This is a genomic window from Chryseobacterium sp. MYb264, assembly GCF_035974275.1.
In the GTDB taxonomy this organism is placed as follows: domain Bacteria; phylum Bacteroidota; class Bacteroidia; order Flavobacteriales; family Weeksellaceae; genus Chryseobacterium.
This window is the reverse complement of sequence record NZ_CP142422.1, coordinates 3,725,400-3,751,427: the sequence shown is the minus strand read 5'-3', so window position 1 is coordinate 3,751,427 and position 26,028 is coordinate 3,725,400. Positions and strand designations below refer to the sequence as shown.

The window sequence follows — 26,028 nt, the reverse complement described above, 5'->3', positions numbered from 1 at the left end:
CTCAAACGTAGAGTTATTGTTGAGGTTTGAGTCTTTTTTAGATGAAAGTTATCTTCAATTGTTAAATTTTTATCTCGCTGATTTTGCAGATTACGCTGATTTTTTTAACTCAAACATCTGTTAAATTTGCTTGATCTGCGAGAGATGAAATACATCACCCATATTTATCACAAATAAAATTCGTGTAATTTGCGCAAAGCATTTGAGCCATTAGTGTTTAAGCAAAAAAAATCCTCCAAGGTTTTAAAACTTTGGAGGATTATATTTTTTAGTAATAATTAAAAATTATTTCTTAGCGGCAACTTCTTTTTTTCCGCTTTGTAAAATCTTTTCTAAGATTCTTAGCGTAATCAGATAGGTTGGTTTTACACCTGTTAATCCCAAACCTCCTGAAGAAAGTGTGCTTCCTGTTTCCAAAGGATTATCCGAAGCGTAATACGCATACATTACAAACAGATCCGGTGAAATATGATGTCTGATTTTAGACGCCACCTGAATTGCTTTTTGGTAATGTGCACCTTCCATTTCAAGTCCGATTGCTTTCCACGAAGTATTCATGAAATAAGAAAGAATATCTCTGTTTTGAAGTGAAGTTCCCAAAACGGTAATCATCGGACCTTCAAAAGCTTTCAGTTCATCATCATGGAAATCTTCTTTTTTCAACGCGTTTTCAAAAGGATAATTATCGGCCGTTCCTTCAAAAATATGTGAAGTAGGGATCATAATATCACCTTTTCCACCTTCCAGAATTCCGGCTTTCCCCATGATGGAAACAGATTTCACTTTCATCATGTAAACTTCTCCTTTATGCTCGTAAGGCCTTAATAATTCGTCCATCACCTCATAAGCCTGTTCTCCGAAAGCGTAATCAAAAACCATAATTACATCATCGCCACCAAACTTAATATCGTGGAAAGGCGTGTTTTTAAGGTTTGTTTTGCTTAAATCAATAATCTGAACATCAATATTACTTCCGCTCTTATCATTAATATAAAGCATACCTTCCTCCAAAGCATATTTTGAAACTTTATCGCGAAGCTCTTTTTTATCAGAAATTTCTCCGTAAAGCTTATAATCAACTTCTTTGTTGTCTTTTTTCTTTAATGCATCGTTGGCGTACAGCATATTTTTCACGGAATGCATATTGGCAGAAATAATGTGTAACGGACGCATGTGAAGATTATTTTCAAATAAAACCTCTTTCACTTTATCTGCCCATTTTTCACCGAAATAATGGTGACCCACTCTTTCCTTTAAAATAGCACTGAAATGAATCTCTCTTTCTCTCGTCTGTTTTGCATCTTCCAAACTTACTTTTCCTAAGTTGTAGATAATCTTAAATAAACGGTCAGGATTTGTATCGTCTCCGAAAGTATTGTAAGCGTTTAAGGTTTCTTCAAAAGTTCTTCCTATTAAAGAAGATAAATGAATTAAAGCAACTTCTTTTTCTTTTCTGCTGAATTTCTTTTCGCCTTTTACAACTTCTTCGATAATTTTAAAAGCACGTGTCGGCTTCCAGTTTTCATCCTGAATGAAAGCTAAATTCCTGATTTTATCTGCTTCTATAAATAAGAATGTTAAGTGGGTAAGAATATCATAGATCTCAGAACGCCCCAAAAGAACTTCGATATTCATCTGGTGTTCGTCGATTCTGTAACAGTTTCTTCTTCTCTTTTTAGGAACGATCGGTTCGAAACTTCCTTTATCAAAACCTTCGTCTGAAGTTAAATGAATGAAAGCACATTCTTCAATACCTTCTGGAAGTCTGTCTAAAACATACATCAAACCATCCAATTCCAATTTGCTTGGAATGCTCATGGTACCGTAAATTTCCGGATTGATCGTCTTCAACAAACTTCTAATGCTTTCTCCAGAAACTCCGCTCGGCTTGAAAAAACCTCTATAAAACAGGTGTCTCATAGATATGTATAGTCTTTCAATGGCCTCGGTAGTTTCTCTTGCTCTAGAATTTGTCATATATTAAAATTTTTATAAAAAGTCTGCTAAGTTACAAAAAATATATTTAATACTTCAATTTACTGAAAATCAAATACATAATTGCTGATCATTGAATAATGACAGGTTTTCTAAAAGTACTACATATTAAGGTATCGGGAAAGAAATTCGGAATAATTTTTATTCACATTAGAAACAAAACTCCTCACCCCCTTCAGAATTCAAATCAACGTTTAAAATTTAGTTAAAATTCAAAACACCCCTTAATTTTTTGGGGTAAAAATATTTTCAATGCGTTTTTTTTGTAAATTTGCCCCGTAAAAATTAACCTATATGTCAACTTTAAGATTCAAAGCGTTAGAAACTTTACCGTTTAAGGACTTTAGAAGAGATAACTCTGTAGAAGTTCCTGTAAAATTGTCAGAACTATTCTGCCAGAATGTTTTCTCAGAAGAAACAATGAGAGAATATTTAACGAAAGAAGCATTCCAGTCTATTATGGATGCGGTAAAAAAAGGAACTAAAATCCAAAGACACATTGCAGATCAGGTAGCCGTAGCTATGAAAGACTGGGCAATGAGCAAAGGAGTGACTCACTACACCCACTGGTTTCAGCCTTTGACGGGGACAACTGCAGAAAAGCACGATTCGTTCTTCACACCCATTGAAGGAGGTAGAGCAATCGAAAGATTCAGCGGAAACTTATTGATTCAGCAGGAGCCTGATGCTTCTTCTTTTCCGAACGGAGGGATCAGAAACACTTTCGAAGCAAGAGGTTATACAGCATGGGATCCTACATCTCCCGCTTTCATTATGGGAACTACATTGTGTATTCCTTCCATTTTCATCTCTTACACCGGAGAAACTTTAGATTATAAAGCACCTCTTTTAAGAGCATTGAATGCGGTAGACGAAGCTGCAACCAACGTAATGCAGTATTTCGACAAAAACGTAACAAAAGTAACTCCTACTTTAGGTTGGGAGCAAGAATATTTCCTGGTTGATTCTGCATTGTTTCAGTCTCGTCCGGATTTAGTTTTAACGGGTAAAACTTTATTAGGACATTCTCCAGCAAAAGGGCAGCAATTGGACGACCACTATTTCGGTTCAATTCCTACAAGAGTCATGAATTTCATGAAAGAGTTGGAAATCGAATGCATGAAATTGGGTATTCCTGTAACGACAAGACACAATGAAGTGGCTCCAAACCAATTTGAGCTGGCTCCAATGTTTGAAGAAGTAAACGTTGCAGTAGACCACAACTCTTTGTTGATGGATGTTATGGCAAGAATCGCTCACAGACACCATTTCCACATTTTATTCCACGAAAAACCATTCGCAGGCGTAAACGGAAGCGGAAAGCACAACAACTGGTCTTTAGCGACTGACACAGGTGAAAACCTGTTAAGCCCAGGAAAAAACCCTAAGAAAAACTTACAGTTCTTAACATTCTTCGTTAACACGATTAAAGCGGTTTATGAATACGCTGACCTTTTAAGAGCAAGTATCGCGTCTGCAAGTAACGACCATAGATTAGGTGCCAACGAAGCTCCACCGGCCATTATTTCTGTATTTATCGGAAGTCAGTTATTCAGAGTTTTGGAAGAGCTTGAAAAAGTAACGGAAGGAAAACTTTCTCCAGACGAAAAAACAGACCTTAAACTAAATGTAGTTGGAAAAATTCCTGAAATTTTGTTGGATAATACTGACAGAAACAGAACTTCTCCATTTGCATTTACAGGAAATAAATTCGAGATCAGAGCGGTAGGTTCTGCAGCAAACTGTGCTGAATCTATGACGGTAATGAATACGATTGCTGCAAAACAATTAAACGATTTCAAAAAAGAGGTGGATGCTTTAATTGAAACTGGTCTTAAGAAAGATGAAGCCATCTTCAATATTTTAAGAGAATACATCAAGCAGTGTAAAAACATTATGTTTGAAGGTGACGGATATTCTGATGACTGGGCTAAAGAAGCTGAAAAGAGAGGTTTGAACAACTGGAAAACAACTCCTGAAGCATTAAAGCAGGAAATGAACCAGAAATTCCTTGACTTATATGAAGAAATCGGAGTTTTTAACCATAGAGAAGTTGAAGCTAGAAACGAGATCAAACTAGAAAAATATTCTACAGTTATTGATATTGAAGCAAGAGTTTTAAGTGATATCGCTAGAAACCACATTATTCCTTCTGCTTTAAAATATCAAAACAGATTAATTGAGAACGTAAAAGGTCTTAAAGAGATCTTCGGAGATAAAGAATTCAAAACATTAGCGAAAGAGCAAATGAGTTTGATTACAAGCATCTCTGAAAACGTTTCTTCAATTAAATTAGGTGTTGAAGACTTAATTGAAGCAAGAGAAGCCGCAAAAGCGGTAACAGAAAGTCAGACGCAGGCAGAAGAATACTGTAACAAAGTAAAACCTTTATTTGATGTGATCAGAGAAGCTTCTGATGCATTGGAAATGATGGTGGATGATGAACTTTGGCCAATGACGAAATATAGAGAAATGTTATTTACAAAGTAACATCTGTAAAGTTCCATATTAGTTAAGCTCCCCGGTATTTTCGGGGAGTTTTTTTTGTTTTATTAACAGTAACGAAAATTAGAGTTGTTAGTAACGAAACCTGATTTGTAGAAGAAAATCTACAGATTCTGTTAAAGAATCTTAATAAAAAAAACCGTACACTCACCTAAAATAGGGGGCTACGGTTTATTTTTCTTTAACATACTTAAATAATATGTTAAAATGTGTTAAAAACCAAACCTGACAATAATCATATCAGGACTTTTTTGGCGGGAATACATACTTTTGTAATGCTTTTGAAAATAAATATTCCTTTTTAACACGGATAATCAAATATATATGAAGAAAAGAGTTTTGTTTTATTTAGTTGCTTTAGTTACTACAGTGTCTATGCAATCGTGTGCTACTAATTATGTAGTTTCAAAACCAGCAACTTACACAAAAGAATACAAAACAGATGCCAAACTCGCCTCTCTTGATACAAAGAAAGCTGAGCTTGATAAGCAGAGACTAATTGATTCTTTCCTTGCTGAAAAAGCAGCATCTATCGCTAACGCGAAAAACGCAGTTAAAAATTCTGAGATTGCGAAAGTAATCAGACATAATAAAACAGTTGACAACATCCTTACGGAAGCAGCAACATACCTTGGAACTCCTTACAGATATGGAGGAATGACAAGAAACGGTATCGATTGTTCAGCTTTCGTTCTTTCTGTTTTCGGTGCAGCAGCAGGGCTTAGCTTACCAAGAGTAGCCGCTTCTCAGGCTCAGGAAGGTGAAAAGATTGAAAAATCTGAACTTCAGAAAGGAGATTTGATCTTCTTTTCTCACGGCAGAAGAATTTCTCACGTAGGAATTGTAGAAAGCGTAGAAGAAGATGGAGAAGTGAAGTTTATTCACGCAGCCACGTCGAAAGGAGTAATGGTTTCTTCACTGAATGATTCTTATTGGGGACCAAAATACAGATTCGGAAAAAGAGTGATTAATGAAAACGGTGAATCTTTAAATAACCTGGCCACTACCACTCCAGCATCAAACGGAACAAATTTTTAATTTTAAATAATTGATTTAAATAATGAAACCATCAAAAATTTTGATGGTTTTTTTATTGCCAAGGTCGCTAGGATTTTATACCATTTTATCTTTGAAATTTCCTTTAAATTATTCAACCCCTGCGGGGTTTATTAAGGTAAATTGGATCAAGTACAAAAGTTGGGGACAAGGCAAAAGAGTTTAGATACTATAAGGTGAGATTTTTTGCTCTCGCAGATTTTGCAGATGATGCAGATTCTTTTCCTTACACTTTACATATTGAACACGAAGCCCCGCCAAGTTTTTTGACAACTCCCGTTTTAAGTCTCACCAAACCTTTCTACCTATAAAAGACCGCAAAGGTTAAACAAAGAAAATCAACGATATCATCTGTGGAAAATCTGCGATCTGTGGGGAAATAAAAGTATTTGTGCATTCGTGGCAAAAAAAACATCTAAGCAATTTCTCCCCAAGTTTTGATAATGATCCGAAATCACTCTCATTCCAATCACAAACTATAAACTATAAACTATAAACTATAAACCAGCAACCAGCAACCAGCAACCAGAATCACCCGTTCTTATCAATTTCAATATCGAATTTATATAACAGACCGTAGATTTGAGAAAGTGAAAATTTGGCCTTTTTAAGCCTGTTTTGTGACGGATCTATGGAATAGTTGACAGATGTTCTTAAATCTGCTTTTTCAAGGTTTGTTTTATCGAAAACAGCTCCGGAAAAATCACAATTATTAAATACAGAATTTGATAAATCACATTCAGCAAAATCGACTTCTATTAATTTTGAATCTTTAAATAAAGTTTTCTTGATGGAGGTTTGATAAAAGATGGAATTGTTTAGCGAACAGCCATCAAAACTGAAAGACATTCCGAATTCATTACAATCGTTAAACTGAAGTCCGAACATTTTACTTTCCTTAAAATTAACATCACGAAAAGCTGTTGAAACAAGTTTTACCATGCTCAGATTACAGCCGATAAATTCGCAGTCGTTAAAATTAAACCCGGAAAGATCTGAATATTCAAAATTACAATTCAGGAAAGTACAGTTTTCGTACTCACCGTGCTCCAGAGAATTTTTAGTGAAATCAATGTTTTCGAAATTCTCTTCAGAAACGTATGTATTTTTCATGGAAATATTTGTTGAGGTTTTTATCTCGCTGATTTTGCAGATTGCGCAGATTTTTAAATGTGAAAAATAAAACATCGAGTTTTTAAACTTCCATCATCCCGCTTCCAACTTCCAGCCCTTACACCAAGCTATTCTTATCCGAATAATTCAGTTTAAAGAAAATAAAAGTCATCATCGAGAAGGCAAGCAACGAACTTCCACCATAACTAAAATATGGCAACGGAATACCAACGGTCGGGAAAAGCCCCATAACCATCCCTAAATTGATGGAAAAGTGCATCAACAGAATCGAAGCAAAACAATACCCAAAAACACGATTAAAAGCAGACTTCTGTTTTTCTGCGAGGTAATAAATCCTTCCAATGTAAATCATATAGCAAAGAATCAGAATAGCGCTTCCTGCAAAGCCCCACTCCTCGCCTACCGTACAGAAAATATAATCGGTTTCCTGCTCAGGAACGAATTTCCCTTGTGTAACAGAACCTTCACGATATCCTTTACCCAAAAGTCCACCAGAACCGATGGCAGTTTTAGAATATAATAAGTTGTAACCAGAAGTATCTCTAAACTCTCTCTCCCCTTTATACAAAACCTCAACACGCTCCTGTTGGTGAGTAGGAAGTTTCTCAAAAATAACAGGCGATACAAATGACAAAATCGCTAGAAGAAGAATAATTCCTGCTCCGGGCAAAAGTGTATACATATTTTTACGAAGAAAAGCAGCATTAAATGCAAACCAAATTCCTCCCATAATGAGGATAAACAATGTAAAATACCATAAGCTCCAATGAAGGGGATCGTTAAGATAATTTGCAATTAGAAAAACAGCTCCAAAAAGTGCTCCCACCAAGAACAACTTTCCTGAAAGACCTTCTCTGTATAAGGCGATAAAAAATGCAGCAAATACAAGTAATGACCCTACATCAGGAATCGAAAGTACAACTACCGCAGGGATACCGATAATGGCAAAGGAAGTGATTAGTGATTTGGTATTTTTAAGATTAAATTCTGCATTGGATACATATGTTGCTAGCATAAGAGATGTCCCTATTTTTGAAAACTCTACGGGCTGCATAGTGAAGCTCCCAAACTTATACCAGTTTTTCTGACCTAGAATCTCCGTTCCAAAAACATGAAGACCAGCAAGCATTAAAACACCACCGATGTAAATAATACCGGACATGTTTTCAAAAAACTTACTTCTTCCAACAAAAATAATCAGCCCTACAAAAACAGAAATCCCGAAGAAAATCAATTGTTTTTCTCCCAATTTCTGGTCTACACTATAAATATTTGCAATCGCAAAAATGCAAAGCACGAAATAAAGACCCAGACCTAATTTATCTATTCCTTCCGTCCATTTCATTTTTTAGCAGGTTTTGTAGTGTTCTTTGAATTTTTTGTTTCTTCGTCTATTTTTTTCTGCAGTTTCGCTTTCTGTTCTTTTATGAATTTTAAGCTGTCCTGTATTCTTTTCTGTTTAATAGAATCCGGTTTCGGATCTACATAAAGACCTTTACGTTTCAGATCGAAAATCCACTGCCTTTTATATTCAGGCATAAAGCTCGATGTAATCATTTTCTTGTAAAGATTCTCACGTTTCAGATCTCCCGTAATATACTTTTCCGCAATAACTGTACATGCCGGGCCGGCCCATGTAGCTCCAAAACCAGCATGCTCCATCACAGCAACAACAACGATTTTAGGTTTCTCAGCGGGAGCAATCAATACAAAAATAGAGTTATCTTTTCCTTGCGGAACCTGCGCGGTACCTGTTTTTGCCAACTGTGTAAAGTCGTTGGATTTCAAACTTCTTGCCGTCCCTCTTAGAACTACGGCTTCCATTCCTTTTAAAATAGGTTCAAAATACTTTGGATCTACCAGCGTTTGATGTTTAACTTTAAATCTTGGATCAGGATTTGGTTTTCCGTCAATAGATTTTACGATGTGTGGTGTATAATACCAACCTCGGTTCGCAATGGCACCAACGTAGTTTGCCAGCTGAATAGGCGTTACCAGAACGTCTCCCTGTCCCATTCCGTTATAAATGGCTCCTGTTGACATCTCATCCCAGTTTTTAAAATCTGTCCTTTGGGATCCGCTCGCTTTCATGATGGCTTTAAACCTTTTCTCATAAAAATCTCCCGAAGGAATTCTTCCTTTTGCTCCTACTGCAAAGTCGTTATTTAAAAACTCACCAACGCCAAAGCTGCTCATGATCTTTTTCCATTCATCGACCCCTTTTGAAGGATTTCCTGGATATTTTTTGATGATTGCAATAAACGCATAAGTAAAGAAACAGTTACTGGAAACCTGAATCGAAGGAATCAGAGGATCTGCACCACCGTGACCTTTAATTCTTTTCCCTTTGTAGAAAAATCCGCCACCACAGGGAAAAATGGTTTTATCCGTCATTACTCCCATTTGCATCGCCGCCAAAGCAGTCAGCAATTTAAAAGTAGACCCTGGAGGATAACCTGCCTGCAAAGAACGGTCAAAAGTAGGTTTATTTTCGTAGATGGTATCTTTTGATAAAGCGTATAGATTTTTTGATTTATTGGGACCAGTAAAAAGATTCGGGTCAATGTCGGGTCCGGTAGCAGCAACTAAAACTTCTCCGTTATTGGGATCTAAAGCGACAATGGCTCCATGTTTATTCACCAACATTTCTTCAGCGGTTCTCTGAAGATCATAATCAATGGTTAGCGTAATATCTTTTCCGGTGATCACCTCTTTATCCAGAGAACCGTTTTTATAAGGTCCAACATTTCTAAGTTTGATATCTTTCTGGATGTATTTTATCCCTTTTACCCCACGAAGATCTTTTTCGTAAGCTTTTTCTATTCCGGTCTTTCCGATGAGGTCACCCGGAAGATAATAGGTTGAATCTTTTTTAATTTCCCTTTCGTTAACTTCACTCGTATACCCTAAAAGGTTACCAGAAGTGGATACCTCGTATTCCCTTTGTGGACGCTGAACGATGTTAAACGCCGGATATTTAAATATAATTTCCTGAACTCTTGCGATGTCTTCTCTACTTAAATCTTTCAGAAAAGTCATCGGAGTCAGTTTAGAATAATACTTCTCCTTTTTAATAAGATCAATTTTTTTAATGAAATCAGGTTTTGAGATTTTCATTAAATTACAGAAAGCCACCGTATCAAAATCCGGCTTCATTAATGCCTGAGTGAAAGAAATTTCGTAGGCAGGCTGATTTCCCACCATAATTTTACCGTTTCTGTCAAAAATAACGCCACGTTGCGGAATTACATATTCGGTTTTAATGGAGGTATTGGCCGCATTTAAGGCATATCGGTCTGTCAATAACTGCAAATACGCTAGCCTCGCCACAAAAATAAGGGCAATGACTACGAGCACGGAAAAAACTTTTAAATAACGTGTGTTCAAACTCTTCTTTTCAAACTTTTTGTTTGATCTTAAATATTAATGCGTAAATAATGATAAATATAAAGGAAATTATACTAGTTACCAACACATTAAGTAATATTTCAAAAAATCGGCTAAATTTGAAGAATTCGACGTACTGCACCAACAGCTGATGCAGGAAGATACTTGAGAACAGAAACAGCAGAAACTGTGACCATTGCAGAGACTGAAATGAAAAGAAGTCTGTAGAAGTATCGGTGGATGTCCTGAAAATTAATGTTCTGAAATAAGCAATAAGAGTGGTCGCAAACGCATTGATTCCCCATGAATAAAGGAATGAATCCACCGCTAACCCGATCAGAAAGCTTAATGCTAAAAATTGAAATTTATTCCTGAAAAAAGGATAAAACATGACAAAGACAGGGTACAGCACCGGCGTATATTTTCCGAAAATAGTAATCTTGTACAAAACAAAGACTTGTAATGCCACCAAGAAAATCATGATCAATATGTCGGTAAATAATGTTCTACTAATCATTTTCCTTTTTTATTACAGTCTGCATTGTATCCTGAATCTTTTGAACCTCAGCTTTTTTAAGATTTTTAACAACGAAAACCTTGTTTAAGGCACCCATTTTTTCGCTCAATTCCACTGAAATATCCCAGAAACCTGTTTTATTATCAACAGAATATCCAGCAATTGTTCCAATCATTACACCTTTCGGGAAAATAGCAGATTTACCGTCTGTTTCTACGGTATCTCCTACTTTCAAGGCCACATATTTAGGAATATCAGCCAGATGCATTACTCTGGAATTATCTCCATTCCAGGTTAATGTTCCAAAGTATCCGGAGTTTTTAAGCGCTGCATTGATCCTGATTTTATTTACACTTAAAACCGACTGAACCAATGCATAACTATCGGTAGAATTAATCACGATACCGGCAATTCCTCGTGGCGCCATAACACCCATCTGAGGAAATACACCGTCTCTTCTACCTCTATTTATCGTAAAATAATTGTTTCTTCTATTGATACTGTTGAAAACAATCTCCCCATCTACAAATGTATAAATTTGTCCTCCTCCTAATGTATCATGAACTTTTCTGAATTGGGGATCTGCAGCACCCTGTTTTCCGTAAAGCTTCACCATAAGATCTTTATTCTGAGCAACAAGATCTTCGTTAATCTGCTTCAGCTTAAGGTATGAAACTCCTTCATCAATATATCCCGAAACCCACGAATTCACCGCAGCCGACTGGCCCGCAATCCAGGATTTCTGCATAGAGTTTTTAGAGAATATCAGAACAAGAGCAATGATTTGCAGGAATATAAAGAAGACAAAAAGCGCATTCTTTGAAAATAATCTCAGCAAAAATCCCATTCAGATGTGTATTCGTAAAAGGTTAGTATTATTTAATTAAGAAATTGAATTTATCCATATTCTTAAGGGCAATTCCTGTTCCGCGAACTACAGCTCTCAACGGATCTTCTGCAACAAATACGGGAAGACCGGTCTTTTTGTGTAATCTGTCGGCAAGACCTCTAAGTAAAGCACCACCACCAGCAAGATAAATACCTGTTTTGTAAATATCAGCTGCCAATTCCGGAGGCGTAAGAGAAAGAGTTTCCATTACCGCATCTTCAATTCTGATGATTGATTTATCCAATGCTCTGGCAATCTCCTTGTAACCTACCATGATTTCTTTTGGCTTACCTGTAATAAGGTCTCTACCCTGTACCGGAATATCTTCGATATCCACATCCAGATCTTCAACAGCAGAACCCACTTCGATTTTAATTCTCTCTGCCGTTCTTTCTCCGATGTATAAATTATGATGTGTTCTCAGGAAATAAGCGATATCATTTGTAAATACATCTCCTGCAATTTTCACAGATTTGTCACAAACAATACCTCCCAATGCTACTACAGCAATTTCCGTAGTACCACCACCTATATCGATGATCATATTACCCTCAGGTTTCTGAACATCGATTCCAACTCCAATTGCCGCAGCCATTGGTTCGTAAATCAGACGTACTTCTTTAGCGTTTACTTTCTGAGCAGAATCTCTAACCGCTCTCTTTTCAACCTCAGTGATACCAGAAGGAATACAGATAACAATTCTCAATGCAGGCTGAATAAATTTACCTTTAATTCCAGGGATTTTTTTGATAAATTCTTTAATCATGTGTTCAGAAGCATGGAAATCTGCAATCACCCCGTCCTTGAGTGGACGAATAGTCTTAATATCCTCATGAGTTTTACCCTGCATATGCTTCGCCTGCTCCCCGACGGCAATAGGCCTCCCCGTAGAACGCTCAATTGCAACAATTGACGGCTGATCTATAACAATTTTATTATTATGGATGATTAGGGTATTGGCAGTACCAAGGTCTATCGCAATTTCTTGCGTAAACATATCGAATAAACTCATATTTTCCTTCTGATTTTTTAAAGATTTACAAAGATATAAATTTAAGGCAACCGAAGAAATTCCACAAGCATATAATTTGGTTAAAATTTTATTAAAATTTCCAATAATCTATTAACTTTTACTTTAGATATTTACGAACTTTGAGTTCAACTAAATTTAACATTCGCGCTTTGGAGAAATAAATACTTCAAAAAAGAACTGAAATTAATGATAAGACAAAGCCTTACACCTTAAAATATTTAACAAAATTTAATAAAACACCCTCTGATAGAATAGTAAAAACAAAATCGTAATATCCGCTATTTAGAACCATCCCAAAATAGTTTTTTACGATAATTATCATATACAGCATCAGAATTTATTTTATTAAAAAAGATGTAAATTTGCCCCGCTTATGTTACAGTATTCCAACATACATCAAACGTCAAACTTTGCCGTTCTTTCTATCAGCTACGAAAAAGCCGATGTAGAAACGAGAGGTAAGTTTGCCTTCTTCGATGAAAATATCAAAAACTTTGTTACCCGAATTCATAATGAAGACTTAGGGGATGCATTTGTGGTTTCCACATGTAACAGAACTGAAATCTACACCACTTCTCCCAATTATCTTTTAGTTGCTGAAGAATATTGTAAAACCATTGGCGTACAGCTGATGGACTTTTTACAGTTTGCCAACATCCTGACAAAGGAAGAAGCATTAAAACACTTATTCAGGGTAGCAGCAGGTCTTGAAAGCCAGATCATCGGGGATTTTGAAATTATCGGACAGATAAAAAAAGCCTACGCCCGTTTTAAAAAAGAGAGAAAGAATTCTAATCCTTATTTGGAGCGATCTATTAATTCTGCGATTCAGATTTCCAAAAGAATTAAAAATGAAACGGGGATTTCCAACGGAGCAGCTTCTGTTTCTTATGCGGCGGTTCATTATATCTTAAACAGTCAGAAAAGAATTGCTGAAAAAAACATTCTTTTATTGGGCGTGGGAGAAATTGGCCAGAACACCGTTGAAAATCTGGTAAAACATGTTTACCAGCCAAAAATAAAGATTGCCAACAGAACTCAGGAAACAGCGGCAAAAATCTCTGAAAAATATAATATTCCGAGTATCAATTATGCAGATTTTGATCAGGAATTAAAAAATACCGACATCCTGATTGTTGCCACCGGGGCCAAACACCCGATCGTTAACAAATCTCATTTCCCGAATGGAAAAGAAACTTTGGTAATCGACCTTTCCATTCCGCATAACGTTGAAAAAAATGTAACGGAAAATGAAAATGTAACGTTGATTGATGTTGATGAGCTCTCAAAACAGATTCAGGAGACTATTCAGCAAAGAGAAAAAGAAATTCCGAAAGCAGAAAAAATCATCAAGGAAATGACAAAAGACTTCCTTGAATGGGAGAAAAAAAGAAAATTGGCTCCCAATATTCATCATTTCAAAGCGGTTTTAAAAAATATGGAACGCAACGAAATGCACAATTTTTACAGAAAAAACAGATACATAAACATCACGGACATGGAACTTTCCGATAAAATGATTCAGAAAATCACCAACCGTTTTGCAAAATATATCATCGATAATCCGTTAAAAGCTGAAGAAATTAGTAAATTAATGCACGAAATATTAGTTGAACAACCAAACAACGAATTCAATGAAAAGCATTAGAATCGGAACCAGAAATTCCGCACTTGCCCTTTGGCAGGCGAGAGAAGTTGCGAGGCATCTTCAAAACAATAATTATTTAACGGAAATTGTTCCTATTGTATCTTCGGGTGATAAAAACCTTAGTCAGCCGCTTTACGCTTTAGGAATCACGGGAGTTTTCACAAGAGATTTAGATATCGCATTACTGAATGACGAGATCGACATTGCGGTGCATTCCCTAAAAGATGTACCGACTGTACTTCCCGAAAAGATAGAACTGATTGCTTATCTGGAAAGAGACTTCCCTCAGGACGTCCTGATCAGAAAAGAATCTGCAAAAAATAAAGAATTCCACGAGCTTAAACTGGCAACAAGCAGTTTGAGAAGAAGAGCGTTTTGGCTAAAGAATTTTCCAAATGCCGAATTTTCTGACATCCGCGGAAATATCCAGACACGTCTTCAGAAATTGGAAGATGGTGACTTTGATGCAACGATCTTATCTTTGGCAGGTATCAAAAGAATGAAAATGGACATTGATCATGAAATGCTTCCGTTTTTAATTCCGGCACCTTCACAAGGGGTAATCGCAGTGGCAGGACATTCAGACAAACCAGCCATCAACGAGATTCTTAGTTCAATCAATCATCAACCGACCCAAATCTGTGTAGAAATGGAGAGAACCTTCCTGAATACACTGGAAGGAGGCTGTACAGCACCTATCGGGGCTTTTGCTGAGATCTTTGAAGATCAGATCCGCTTCAAGGCGGCACTTTGCTCATTGGACGGCAAAAACTGCATCGCGACCGATGAAAGTTTCGTTTATAATGAAGAAGAAAATTTCGGGAAAAAGTTCGCAAACATAGTTCTTGAAAATGGTGGGAAGGAGCTGATGGCCGAGATTAAGAGTCAGATTTAATTAATCCTAAATTTCGCGCGTAATGAGAAAGTATTTCACTATCCTTATCATTATATGTTGTGCTTTTACCGCTAAAGCACAAAATCAGTTTGCTCAGAAATTGTCTTCAGCAGCTTTAAGCTTAACGAAAGACAGGGTAACTTATGATCCCGCTTATTTCGTCATTAATTATCCGAATGGAGATGTTCCTTCAGATAAAGGCGTTTGCACTGACGTGGTGATTCGGGCGTATCGAAAATTAGGAATCGATCTTCAAAAGGAAGTACATGAAGATATGAAGAAAAACTTTTCATCTTATCCGAAAAAATGGGGACTGAAAACACCAGATACCAATATTGACCACCGCCGAGTTCCGAACCTGAGAGTTTTCTTTGCTAAATTCGGGAAATCGAAGCCTACAGAAACAAAACCGGAACTTTATGTTCCCGGAGACATCGTAACCTGGCTTTTACCCGGAAATTTAACGCATATCGGAATTGTGGTGAATAAGAAATCGGCGGACGGGAAAAGATATTTAATTGTACATAATATCGGTGCCGGACAAGTGATTGAAGATTGCCTTTTCAAATTCACCATCACCGGACATTATCAATATCCTAAATAAAAGAATGAAGACTATTATTTGCTTTTTGTTGTTATCGATCGTAGGTTTTACATACGCTCAGAAAGGTGACCCTGAAATTATTAAAAAGCCAATAAATTATTCTGCTGAAAGGGCAAATTTAAGTATTGACTATCTTAAATCTCATTATAATATTACCCAAAATACAGCAACCATTTCGCCAAAAATGATTGTTCTTCATTATACAGCAGGCGGAACGGTGGAAACTAATTTTAAATACTTTAATAAAACCCATCTGGAAAGCGCCAGAAATACTTTGAAAAAGCAAAGTACACTGAATGTTTCCTCACAATATATTATAGACAGAGACGGAACGATTTATCAGATGATGGAACCCAACATGTTTGCGAGACATACCATTGGTTTAAATTATTGCGCCATCGGGATTGAAAACATCGGAAGCAAAAAACAACCGCTTACCGAACAGCAAGTTACTGCCAATGCACAATTGGTAAGATATTTAACCAAGAAATACAATATAGAATATCTCATCGGGCATTCGGAATACGGAGCTTTCAGAAATTCCAAGCTTTGGAAAGAGACAGATCCTAATTATTTCACCATAAAAGAAGACCCCGGAAAAGATTTTATGAATAAAGTAAGACTTTTAGTCTCCGATTTACATTTAAAAGACCAACCATAATGAAGATTTTATTTACCAAAAATATAGACCAAACTGTTATCTCTAAATCTTTGGGAGAAGAAGTTTCGGTTGATTGTGTTGAGGTAATTAAAACCACTCCTATACAAGTAAATTCTTTTGATCTGAAGAACCATTCTCTCATATTCACCAGCGTAAATGGAATTATTTCTTTTTTCAAAAACGGATTTCAACCCAATGAAGATTTTACGGCAAAAAATTACAATAAAATCTATTGCGTTGGCGAAAAAACAAAACGTGAACTCAGAAAACACGGCTTCGGAACTTTTAAAGTATTAAAAAACGCTGAAACGCTTTCGGGATTTATCATCGGAAACTGCCAGCACGAAAGCTTTATTCACTTTTGCGGAAACTTAGCCATTAATGTGCTGGATAATGATCTTCCGTTGCAAAACATTCAATATAAAAAAGTTACCGTTTACAATACCGAAGAAACCAATCCTATAATAACTGAAAAATATCATGCTGCTGTATTTTTTAGTCCGAGCGGAGTTCGTAGTTTTGCAAAACAAAATTCCCTGCAGGATATTATGCTTTTTTCGATTGGAGAAACTACTTCCCGAGAGCTGAGAAAGCATACTTCAAAACCTATTTTTACTTCAGAAGGAAACAATTTGATTTCCGTTTTGGATGTAATAAAAAGGGAAATTGTAAACAAAAATTGATATATTTTAATTGTCATTCGTGGCAATATTAGTCTAATAAATTATGATTAAAAACGACCTGTATTTAAAAGCACTTCGCGGAGAAACCGTAGAAAGACCACCCGTTTGGATGATGAGACAAGCCGGAAGATATTTGCCGGAATTCATTGCGCTGCGCGATAAATATGATTTCTTCACAAGATGTCAGACTCCGGAATTGGCTTCCGAAATCACGGTACAACCCATCAGAAGATATCCTTTGGATGCTGCGATTTTGTTCTCTGATATTTTGGTAGTTCCGCAAGCGATGGGGATTGATTTTAAGATGAAGGAAAACGTGGGTCCGTGGTTGGATAATCCGATCAGAACAATGGAAGATGTGCAGAATGTAGTTGTTCCGGATGTGAATGATACTTTAGGATACGTTTTTGATGCGATTGAACTGACTTTACAGAAATTAGACAACGAAATTCCATTGATCGGTTTTGCAGGTTCACCTTGGACGATTCTTTGCTATTGCGTAGAAGGAAAAGGAAGCAAGGCTTTTGATATTGCTAAATCTTTCTGTTTCCAACAACCGGAAGCAGCGCATTTGTTATTGCAGAAAATTACAGATACTACGATTGCTTATTTGAAGAGAAAAGTTGAAAAAGGCGTTTCTGCCGTTCAGGTTTTCGATTCTTGGGGCGGAATGCTTTCTCCAGCTGATTATCAGGAATTCTCTTGGAAATACATCAACCAGATTGTTGAAGCTTTAAGTCCGTTAACGCACGTTGTTGTTTTCGGAAAAGGATGTTGGTTTGCGTTGGAAGACATGGTACAGTCTCCGGTTTCAGCTTTAGGTGTTGACTGGACGATCAAGCCGGAATTCGCAAGAACGCTGACGAATCACACCATGACGCTTCAGGGAAATTTTGATCCTGCAAGGTTGCATTCTACACCAGAAACGATCAAGAAAATGGTGACTGAAATGATTAACCGTTTTGGAAAAGACCGATATATTGCCAATTTAGGACACGGAATTTTACCTAATATTCCTTTGGAAAATGCAGAAGCGTTTATCAGAGCGGTGGTGGATTGGAAACCGAATCCTTAAATAAGATTGAAATCTTTTTAACAACTAAATATACAAAAATAGCTCATGGTTATCTTGAATTTTTCAAGATAAAACTTCGATTAAATAAAATACAAAACACGCGGAATCAAATATTTACAAATCAAATACAGTATTAAAATATTTACGAATATTTATATTTGTAGCATCTGAATATTTTTATTACATCTACGCCTTAAATTCACCTAATAATGAAAACAAAAAAAGAAAAAAAGGTAGCAAAAATTTCATCTTTGAAAAAATTGAGCAAGATTAATCTCGCGTTAATAATTGGAGGTATAGGCGCTGCTGCTAATAATCACCCGATCGCAGTGGCTACTACATGGACATGTACAGGCAGATGCAGTGGCACATTAGACACTAGTACAGGAACCTGGACACAAGGAAGCGGAGTTGAATATCCAGATTGGGATTAATTTTTGTATTTTGATGAAAAATTCAACACACAATAATAGAAGGAGGAATATATTCTTTCTTCTATTGTTATTTAATACCTCGTCTATTCTCTTATCACAAAATAAGGATAATACAAGTCTAGTTCTGTTTTATTCTATTAAAGCTGACAGCAGCATTAGCACAAAAAAAATTTTACGATTTGAATCAACAAACATTTTAGATTCAAGAACTGATCAAAAAATAATGTTTTATGATTATTGTGATAATTTGGTAGATTGCGACAAGAAATACGAAAAGAAAGAAAATGGTCTAATACATTATTCTCATTATGAAAATACAGGTCTGCGAAAATCCGATAATTCCTATTACATACACCCTCCCCGATCTGATAATTTTAAGATACTTGAGCTAAATGCATTTCCATTTTACAGAGGTGATGTAGACACTTGGCAATATAAAGTGACCTTTGGAGATAATTTTAGTAGTATAAAGTGGAAAACCTGGAATGGATTTAAAACCTCTGTAAGCAATTACACTGTAGACGGTTCTATAAATTTTAAATATAATGACGATATTATAAATTGTATCAAAATTACCGCAAATACGAAAATTGATGGATTAGGAGAAACAAATTCAGTCTTTTATTACAACAAAATTTATGGGTTTGTCTATATGAATTTTAAAACCATAGATAACAAAGAAATAGAATTTAAGTTAATGAAAGACAGAACAAAAAAATACTGACCATAAAGGTATTGATTTATCTAAACCTTTAAAATGTGGATATAATCCATATTTAGGAGAGTGGTCGGAGTGGTCTGAAAGCCCAATAAAAGAACAGTTAATAAAAAATTATAAAATCACAGACTATTAATAAGACTAAATGAATGCTTGTTTTTGTCAAAATATTTATATGACCTAATTTATTAATGCCATGATACCCAACAGACTGTCATAATAAAATTTAAACAGATTCCAGATTTAAAATATTTTTTATAATTTTGATTATCAAATATTTATAAAATGGATATTCAAACCAGAAAATTAGAATTCATACAGGATTTCCTCAAATTACAAAGTGAGGAAGTTATTGCTCAGTTTGAAAAACTCCTCAGGAATGCTAAAAACATTGAAGCAGGAAATACGTTGGAACCATTGACTGTCGAAGAACTGAATAACAGAATTTCACAATCGGAAAATGATTTTAAAAATAAAAAGTTTAAAACAACTTCCGATCTTCTTTCAAAATATTAATAGTGAAATATAAAGTTATCTGGTCGGAATTTTCTGAAAAACAAATTGATGATATCTTTAATTATTATAAACAAAGTTCTAAAAGTTATCGAGTTGCATTAAAAATCATCACTAAAATTCTGTTGGCTCCAGATCAATTAATTCATAATCCTAAAATTGGTCAAAGAGAATTTCTTTTAGAAAATCGAGAGGTTGAATATCATTATATTGTTGAATCTAATTAGTCGCTCCTTAAAAAGCTGTTTTTTGACTTTGAAAATTATATTTGCCTAAAAAGATTCGGAGAACAAGTTCGAGCCAAAGAAGAATTTGTTGTTTGATTTGATTCAATCTCATCTTCAAATTGTATCCAATCCCTGCTAATAATGCATTATTAATATCTCCAGCCACTCCTTTCAGGAAGTTTAATCCTAAGGAGTGGTTTCTTTTTAAATGAGAGATACAAGGTTCTATGGCTGCTCTTGCCCGGAATCTTAATCTGGCTACTTGTTGCCCATATTTTGTTTTTTCTTTTTTTGCGGGAAGCAAAATTGCTGTTCCTTCCACTTCTTTGATTCCTTTAAATCCTCTGTCTGTAGTGGCTTTCGTAGGTCTTGTTCCGCCAACGGATTTTCTTACCCTCTCACTCTGTGCCAATGATTCTTCAAGAGTTTTACTATCGTGAGGATTGCCAGAAAATCTCTTTACCGAGCTGATGATCCCTGTTTTCCGACCTCTTACTACTGCTACTTTTGTCCCAAACTCGTATGCTTTTCCCGATTTTCCTTTCGCAATACACGCAACTTGTGGCTCGTGAAGACTGTAAATTTTATCTTTCGTGGTACGTTCTTGGGTGAGTGCTTTAAGGTAAATTTTAAAAACGTCTTCGTAGCCTTTCAAAACATCTTTAGGAAGTTTTCTTTCCAATTCCCGAAGAACTCTTTTACCAATCGTCCTGAGCTTTTTCCTCGCCATTTTTGCCTTCTTCTGTCTTCTGGGATGATGTCCAAAAAAAGCGTCCCGCAATAATTGTTTGCTCACTCTTCTGTAGCTTTGTCTTTGTACAACGCTCTCTTTTTCTGCTATTTTTCTACAATTGTCGATTACTTTTTTTGCTAATTTGGCATCGGTAGGAAAGGTAATGTTCTTCTCCTGAACCGTCGTATCTACCTGAACTTCATCTTCTGTTTTGGCTTTGGGATGGAGAGAAACGCTTTGTCCCAAAAGAAATTCCAAACCCTTATCTCCAATTCTTTTTCTGAAGTGTACAAAATTGCTCGGATCGAAAGGCTGCTCTGTCTGGAAAAAGGTTTCTCCGGTAAAATATTGCCAATACGCATTCTCAATCCATCTCTCTATTACACTTTCATCACTTTCTTTAAACATTTCCTTGAGCAAAAGCATTCCTGCTATTTTACGGATAGCAATAGAAGGTCTTCCGTTTTCTGAAAATAATTTCTCAAACTCTGACTCCATTTTATCCCAGGAAATCTCCCCAGCTAATTTTACCACCGGATGCTCCATATTAATAAGCTCCGTAAGCCTGGTCTTGAATAAATTCTGCTGTAAATCCTCTCTTATTTTGCCTAACATTTTGCCACTTTTTATATCCTAAAAATACAATTTATTGCAATTTTTTACAACGATTTTTTACGAAATATAAGTGCATAAAACTGATAATCAAAATATTACTTGGTTTTTAAGGAATGACTAATTAGTCGCTCCTTAAAAAGCTGTTTTTTGACTTTGAAAATTATATTTGCCTAAAAAGATTCGGAGAACAAGTTCGAGCCAAAGAAGAATTTGTTGTTTGATTTGATTCAATCTCATCTTCAAATTGTATCCAATCCCTGCTAATAATGCATTATTAATATCTCCAGCCACTCCTTTCAGGAAGTTTAATCCTAAGGAGTGGTTTCTTTTTAAATGAGAGATACAAGGTTCTATGGCTGCTCTTGCCCGGAATCTTAATCTGGCTACTTGTTGCCCATATTTTGTTTTTTCTTTTTTTGCGGGAAGCAAAATTGCTGTTCCTTCCACTTCTTTGATTCCTTTAAATCCTCTGTCTGTAGTGGCTTTCGTAGGTCTTGTTCCGCCAACGGATTTTCTTACCCTCTCACTCTGTGCCAATGATTCTTCAAGAGTTTTACTATCGTGAGGATTGCCAGAAAATCTCTTTACCGAGCTGATGATCCCTGTTTTCCGACCTCTTACTACTGCTACTTTTGTCCCAAACTCGTATGCTTTTCCCGATTTTCCTTTCGCAATACACGCAACTTGTGGCTCGTGAAGACTGTAAATTTTATCTTTCGTGGTACGTTCTTGGGTGAGTGCTTTAAGGTAAATTTTAAAAACGTCTTCGTAGCCTTTCAAAACATCTTTAGGAAGTTTTCTTTCCAATTCCCGAAGAACTCTTTTACCAATCGTCCTGAGCTTTTTCCTCGCCATTTTTGCCTTCTTCTGTCTTCTGGGATGATGTCCAAAAAAAGCGTCCCGCAATAATTGTTTGCTCACTCTTCTGTAGCTTTGTCTTTGTACAACGCTCTCTTTTTCTGCTATTTTTCTACAATTGTCGATTACTTTTTTTGCTAATTTGGCATCGGTAGGAAAGGTAATGTTCTTCTCCTGAACCGTCGTATCTACCTGAACTTCATCTTCTGTTTTGGCTTTGGGATGGAGAGAAACGCTTTGTCCCAAAAGAAATTCCAAACCCTTATCTCCAATTCTTTTTCTGAAGTGTACAAAATTGCTCGGATCGAAAGGCTGCTCTGTCTGGAAAAAGGTTTCTCCGGTAAAATATTGCCAATACGCATTCTCAATCCATCTCTCTATTACACTTTCATCACTTTCTTTAAACATTTCCTTGAGCAAAAGCATTCCTGCTATTTTACGGATAGCAATAGAAGGTCTTCCGTTTTCTGAAAATAATTTCTCAAACTCTGACTCCATTTTATCCCAGGAAATCTCCCCAGCTAATTTTACCACCGGATGCTCCATATTAATAAGCTCCGTAAGCCTGGTCTTGAATAAATTCTGCTGTAAATCCTCTCTTATTTTGCCTAACATTTTGCCACTTTTTATATCCTAAAAATACAATTTATTGCAATTTTTTACAACGATTTTTTACGAAATATAAGTGCATAAAACTGATAATCAAAATATTACTTGGTTTTTAAGGAATGACTAATTATAAGATCATTTATTCTATTGATGAAGAAAATGGTTAAAAATTGCCGACGTTTTTGACACAAGGCAAAATCTTGAAAAAATAGATCGAGAAAAATAAACACCCTTTCAGTAATTGAAAGGGTGTTTTTTATGAGTAAAATAATTAATAATTAGTTGATTTCAGTAATGAAATCTTCTTTTGGTTTTCTCACTTTCGTAAGGTTTACCAACCAGTCATTCGAAGCGCCTCTGTAACCGATTGGAAGCAGAACTACACTTTTCAGACCTTTTTCTTTTAAATTTAAAATAGCATCCACTTCTTCAGGTACAAAGCCTTCCATTGGCGTTGTATCTACCTCTTCGAAAGCTGCTGCGATAATTGCTGCTCCAAAACCAATATAAGCTTGTTTTGCTGCGTGTGTGAAGTTTTCTTCAGCAGATCTTTGAGGATACATTCCCAACAACATCTGTCTGTAATTTTCCCAGCCTTCGTTTTTGAAACCTCTGATATCATTGGTTAAATCAAACATTTTGTTGATTCTTTCTTCCGTATAATTATCCCAAGCGGCAAAGACCAAAAGATGCGAACAATCTGTAACCTGTGGCTGATTTCAAGCGTGAGGTTTGATCTGTTCTTTGATCTCCTGATTCGTCACCACGACGATCTCGAAAGGCTGAAGACCGCTTGAAGTAGGCGCTAATCTTGCTGCTTCTAATATTTTATCCACTTTTTCCTGTGGTACTTTTTGACCGTTCATTGCTTTGGTAGCAAATCTCCAGTTTAGTTTTTCAATTAATTCCATGTGTTATATTTAGACCGGACAAAATTAAAGGAAGTCAAAGAAATAAAAGGAATGGATTTTTAAATTTGACTCATTGTTAATATCTATTATTTAAAATTAATCTAAATAACAGTATTAAAAAACAAAAAACTCCTGAATTTCAGGAGTTCAATGTATATCGTGATTATTTTATGACAACATTTTCTGAGCTTTCTTTACGCCTTCCACCAATACGTCAATTTCGTTGAAAGTATTGTAAACCGCAAAACTGGCTCTTACCGTTCCTGCAATATTAAAGAAATCCATAATTGGTTGCGTGCAGTGATGCCCCGTTCTTACCGCAACCCCTAGTTTATCTAAAATCATTCCTACATCAGAAGCAATTCCCACCCCTTCCAAATTGAAAGAGACCACCCCTGTTCTGTTTGCTTTTTCACCGTAAATTTTAATTCCTTCAATTTCTAAAAGTTGTCTTTGAGCATATTCCAACAAAGCATTTTCATGATTTTGAATATTTTCCTGCCCTACTTTTTGAATGAAATCAATGGCAGCTCCTAAAGCGATATTTCCACCTACATTTGGCGTTCCTGCTTCAAACTTAAACGGAAGTCCAGCATACGTTGTTCCATCAAAAGAACACGTTGCAATCATTTCTCCTCCTCCATGGAAAGGCGGCAAATCTTCCAGAATTTCCTGTTTTCCATATAAAATCCCGGTTCCCATCGGAGCGTACATTTTATGCCCTGAAAACACAAAGAAATCGCAATCCATTTTTTGAACATCAATAGTAAAGTGAGGCGCAGATTGAGCGCCATCAATTACAATATATGCGTCTGTATTTTTTCTTGTTTTTGCAATAATTTCCTCGATTGGGTTTACAATTCCCAAAGCATTAGAAACCTGATTAACAGAAACAACTTTTGTTTTTTCGTTTAAAAATTCATCAAATTTTTCTAATTGAAGAATTCCGTTTTCGTCGATTGGGATTACTCTTAGTTTCGCGCCGGTTCTTTCACAAAGCATTTGCCAAGGGACAATATTCGAGTGATGCTCAAGGTAAGAAATGATGATTTCATCGTCTTTTTTTAATTTCTGAGTTAAAATATAAGCGATGAGGTTTAATCCTTCTGTCGTTCCTTTCGTAAAAATTACTTCGAAATCATGTTTAGCATTAATGAATTTCTGAACTTTTCTTCTTGAAAGTTCCATTTCTTCAGTTGCCAATTGGCTCAAAGTATGGATTCCTCTGTGTACGTTGGCGTTAAGCTCTGTATAATATTGATTCCAAACTTCTAAAACGGAGTTCGGTTTTTGCGATGTTGCTGCATTGTCTAGATAAACCAACGGCTTACCGTTCACCTTCTGATCTAATATAGAAAACTGACTTCTGATTTCCTGAATGTCAAACATTTATTACAATTTTAAATTAAAACGCTCTTATTTAGAACACTTCAAATTTACGGCTTTTTTTCGGATTGTGGTTGAGAGTTGATTGTTGTTGGTTGATAGAAAGATTCGATGGATTTGATTTTAACTTTAAACTTAATTTTTAACGCTAAGATCATGGAGAATGGAAATTTTATTGTGAATATTTTTGGTTCGCAAGGGCGTTTCACTTATAAAAGTTGATTATACTCACCTTTTAAATAAAAAAACCTGCCAAAAAATTGACAGGTTTCATATTTTCAAATAAGTAATTCTTATTCTGCTGAAGCTTCTTCAGCTGCAGGAGCTGCACCTTCTTCAGTTGCACCTTCTTCTTCATCCTCATCATCTTGAGCTGCTGCTCCACCTTTCATTGCATTTCTAGACATCTTAACAGCTACAACAACTGCATTGTCTGGGTGTACGAAAGAATATCCTTCAGTTTTGATACCTCCAACGTAAAGTTTGTTACCAATTCTTAATGGAGTAACATCTACAACTACCTCATCTGGCAAGTTTGCAGGAATAGCTTTTACTTTCAATTTTCTGAAAGACTGACGTAAAACACCACCAGCTACAACACCTTTAGAACGACCAGTGATTCTTACAGGAACCTCCATAACAACTGGCTTATCGTCAGCTAATTGATAGAAATCAACGTGAAGAATTCTGTCTGTAATTGGGTGGAACTGAATATCTTGAAGAACAGCAGGAATTACCTGTCCGTCGATTTCAATAGATACCGTGTGTGCTTCAGGAGTATATACCAAACCTTTGAAAGCTCTCTCTTCTGCAGAGAAGTTCAATGGCTCGCCACCTCCGTAAACAACACAAGGAACTAATTCAGCATCACGTAAAGCTTTTGTAGACTTTTTGCCCACGCTTTCTCTTTTTGTACCTTGAATTGTAATAGATTTCATTTAT

General features: G+C 36.0%; 23 protein-coding genes and 1 pseudogene. 12 read left to right on the top strand and 12 right to left on the bottom strand.

Annotated elements, in window-relative coordinates; genetic code table 11:
* Window positions 1-285 precede the first annotated feature (285 nt).
* A complete protein-coding gene (locus VUJ46_RS16245; protein WP_326981769.1) occupies window positions 286-1,977 on the bottom strand; it encodes a DUF6909 family protein in 1,692 nt (563 codons plus the stop codon).
* 312 nt (window positions 1,978-2,289) lie between these two features.
* Here VUJ46_RS16245 and VUJ46_RS16240 point away from each other — a divergent pair, with 312 nt between their 5' ends.
* Both VUJ46_RS16240 and VUJ46_RS16235 read left to right on the top strand, forming a co-directional pair.
* Window positions 2,290-4,485: a glutamine synthetase III family protein gene (locus tag VUJ46_RS16240; protein WP_326981768.1), complete on the top strand. Its 2,196-nt coding sequence runs from the start codon at window positions 2,290-2,292 to the stop codon at window positions 4,483-4,485.
* A gap of 339 nt (window positions 4,486-4,824) precedes the next feature.
* Entirely contained in the window at window positions 4,825-5,538 is a 714-nt protein-coding gene (locus VUJ46_RS16235) for a C40 family peptidase (RefSeq protein ID WP_326981767.1), read from the top strand.
* A 549-nt stretch (window positions 5,539-6,087) separates the two neighbouring features.
* Here the strand turns inward: VUJ46_RS16235 and VUJ46_RS16230 are convergent.
* The 6 genes from VUJ46_RS16230 to VUJ46_RS16205 all read right to left on the bottom strand — a co-directional run bounded on the left by VUJ46_RS16230 (window position 6,088) and on the right by VUJ46_RS16205 (window position 12,495).
* On the bottom strand, window positions 6,088-6,669 hold the full coding sequence (locus VUJ46_RS16230) for a pentapeptide repeat-containing protein (RefSeq protein ID WP_326981766.1): 582 nt from the start codon (window positions 6,667-6,669) through the stop codon (window positions 6,088-6,090).
* A 118-nt stretch (window positions 6,670-6,787) separates the two neighbouring features.
* On the bottom strand, window positions 6,788-8,035 hold the full coding sequence (rodA, locus tag VUJ46_RS16225) for a rod shape-determining protein RodA (RefSeq protein WP_326981765.1): 1,248 nt from the start codon (window positions 8,033-8,035) through the stop codon (window positions 6,788-6,790).
* Window positions 8,032-10,077 (bottom strand): peptidoglycan D,D-transpeptidase FtsI family protein, encoded by a 2,046-nt coding sequence (locus VUJ46_RS16220; protein ID WP_326981764.1) that lies wholly within the window; start codon window positions 10,075-10,077, stop codon window positions 8,032-8,034. Before VUJ46_RS16220 ends, rodA begins: the two co-directional genes overlap by 4 nt.
* A 10-nt stretch (window positions 10,078-10,087) precedes the next feature.
* Window positions 10,088-10,594: a rod shape-determining protein MreD gene (locus VUJ46_RS16215; RefSeq protein WP_326981763.1), complete on the bottom strand. Its 507-nt coding sequence runs from the start codon at window positions 10,592-10,594 to the stop codon at window positions 10,088-10,090.
* Window positions 10,587-11,441 (bottom strand): rod shape-determining protein MreC, encoded by an 855-nt coding sequence (gene mreC, locus VUJ46_RS16210; protein WP_326981762.1) that lies wholly within the window; start codon window positions 11,439-11,441, stop codon window positions 10,587-10,589. Before mreC ends, VUJ46_RS16215 begins: the two co-directional genes overlap by 8 nt.
* Before the next feature lie 28 nt (window positions 11,442-11,469).
* Window positions 11,470-12,495, bottom strand: a complete 1,026-nt coding sequence (locus VUJ46_RS16205) for a rod shape-determining protein (protein WP_326981761.1) — start codon at window positions 12,493-12,495, stop codon at window positions 11,470-11,472.
* A gap of 394 nt (window positions 12,496-12,889) precedes the next feature.
* Here VUJ46_RS16205 and hemA point away from each other — a divergent pair, with 394 nt between their 5' ends.
* The 10 genes from hemA (at window position 12,890) to VUJ46_RS16155 (ending at window position 19,974) form a co-directional block, all read left to right on the top strand.
* Window positions 12,890-14,164 carry a glutamyl-tRNA reductase gene (gene hemA / locus VUJ46_RS16200; RefSeq protein ID WP_326981760.1) on the top strand — a complete coding sequence of 425 codons (1,275 nt, stop codon included), beginning with the start codon at window positions 12,890-12,892 and terminating at the stop codon, window positions 14,162-14,164.
* On the top strand, window positions 14,151-15,059 hold the full coding sequence (hemC, locus tag VUJ46_RS16195) for a hydroxymethylbilane synthase (RefSeq protein WP_326981759.1): 909 nt from the start codon (window positions 14,151-14,153) through the stop codon (window positions 15,057-15,059). The genes hemA and hemC overlap by 14 nt, the downstream gene beginning before the upstream one ends.
* Before the next feature lie 22 nt (window positions 15,060-15,081).
* Window positions 15,082-15,663, top strand: a complete 582-nt coding sequence (locus VUJ46_RS16190) for a DUF1287 domain-containing protein (RefSeq protein WP_326981758.1) — start codon at window positions 15,082-15,084, stop codon at window positions 15,661-15,663.
* Between the two features lie 4 nt (window positions 15,664-15,667).
* The gene (locus VUJ46_RS16185) at window positions 15,668-16,324 is read left to right on the top strand and encodes a peptidoglycan recognition protein family protein (RefSeq protein ID WP_326981757.1); all 657 of its coding nucleotides are present in this window, start codon (window positions 15,668-15,670) and stop codon (window positions 16,322-16,324) included.
* A complete protein-coding gene (locus tag VUJ46_RS16180; RefSeq protein WP_326981756.1) occupies window positions 16,324-17,007 on the top strand; it encodes a uroporphyrinogen-III synthase in 684 nt (227 codons plus the stop codon). The genes VUJ46_RS16185 and VUJ46_RS16180 overlap by 1 nt, the downstream gene beginning before the upstream one ends.
* Window positions 17,008-17,050: 43 nt before the next feature.
* Window positions 17,051-18,082 carry a uroporphyrinogen decarboxylase gene (gene hemE / locus VUJ46_RS16175; RefSeq protein ID WP_326981755.1) on the top strand — a complete coding sequence of 344 codons (1,032 nt, stop codon included), beginning with the start codon at window positions 17,051-17,053 and terminating at the stop codon, window positions 18,080-18,082.
* Between the two features lie 209 nt (window positions 18,083-18,291).
* Window positions 18,292-18,516, top strand: coding sequence for a hypothetical protein (locus VUJ46_RS16170; protein WP_326981754.1), 225 nt, complete (start codon window positions 18,292-18,294; stop codon window positions 18,514-18,516).
* 13 nt (window positions 18,517-18,529) lie between these two features.
* Window positions 18,530-19,240, top strand: a complete 711-nt coding sequence (locus VUJ46_RS16165; RefSeq protein WP_326981753.1) for a hypothetical protein — start codon at window positions 18,530-18,532, stop codon at window positions 19,238-19,240.
* A gap of 279 nt (window positions 19,241-19,519) precedes the next feature.
* The gene (locus tag VUJ46_RS16160) at window positions 19,520-19,750 is read left to right on the top strand and encodes a hypothetical protein (protein WP_326981752.1); all 231 of its coding nucleotides are present in this window, start codon (window positions 19,520-19,522) and stop codon (window positions 19,748-19,750) included.
* Window positions 19,751-19,752: 2 nt separating this feature from the next.
* Window positions 19,753-19,974 (top strand): hypothetical protein, encoded by a 222-nt coding sequence (locus tag VUJ46_RS16155; protein WP_326981751.1) that lies wholly within the window; start codon window positions 19,753-19,755, stop codon window positions 19,972-19,974.
* A gap of 7 nt (window positions 19,975-19,981) precedes the next feature.
* Here the strand turns inward: VUJ46_RS16155 and VUJ46_RS16150 are convergent, their stop codons facing one another.
* The 5 genes and pseudogenes from VUJ46_RS16150 to VUJ46_RS16130 form a co-directional block, all read right to left on the bottom strand.
* Window positions 19,982-21,322, bottom strand: a complete 1,341-nt coding sequence (locus VUJ46_RS16150) for an IS5 family transposase (RefSeq protein ID WP_326981209.1) — start codon at window positions 21,320-21,322, stop codon at window positions 19,982-19,984.
* Between the two features lie 132 nt (window positions 21,323-21,454).
* Window positions 21,455-22,795: an IS5 family transposase gene (locus VUJ46_RS16145; protein WP_326981209.1), complete on the bottom strand. Its 1,341-nt coding sequence runs from the start codon at window positions 22,793-22,795 to the stop codon at window positions 21,455-21,457.
* 272 nt (window positions 22,796-23,067) lie between these two features.
* A pseudogene (locus VUJ46_RS16140) lies at window positions 23,068-23,700 on the bottom strand (nitroreductase family protein).
* A gap of 168 nt (window positions 23,701-23,868) precedes the next feature.
* Entirely contained in the window at window positions 23,869-25,089 is a 1,221-nt protein-coding gene (locus VUJ46_RS16135) for an aminotransferase class V-fold PLP-dependent enzyme (RefSeq protein WP_326981750.1), read from the bottom strand.
* A gap of 290 nt (window positions 25,090-25,379) precedes the next feature.
* Window positions 25,380-26,024, bottom strand: coding sequence for a 50S ribosomal protein L25/general stress protein Ctc (locus tag VUJ46_RS16130; protein ID WP_326981749.1), 645 nt, complete (start codon window positions 26,022-26,024; stop codon window positions 25,380-25,382).
* Window positions 26,025-26,028 lie beyond the last annotated feature (4 nt).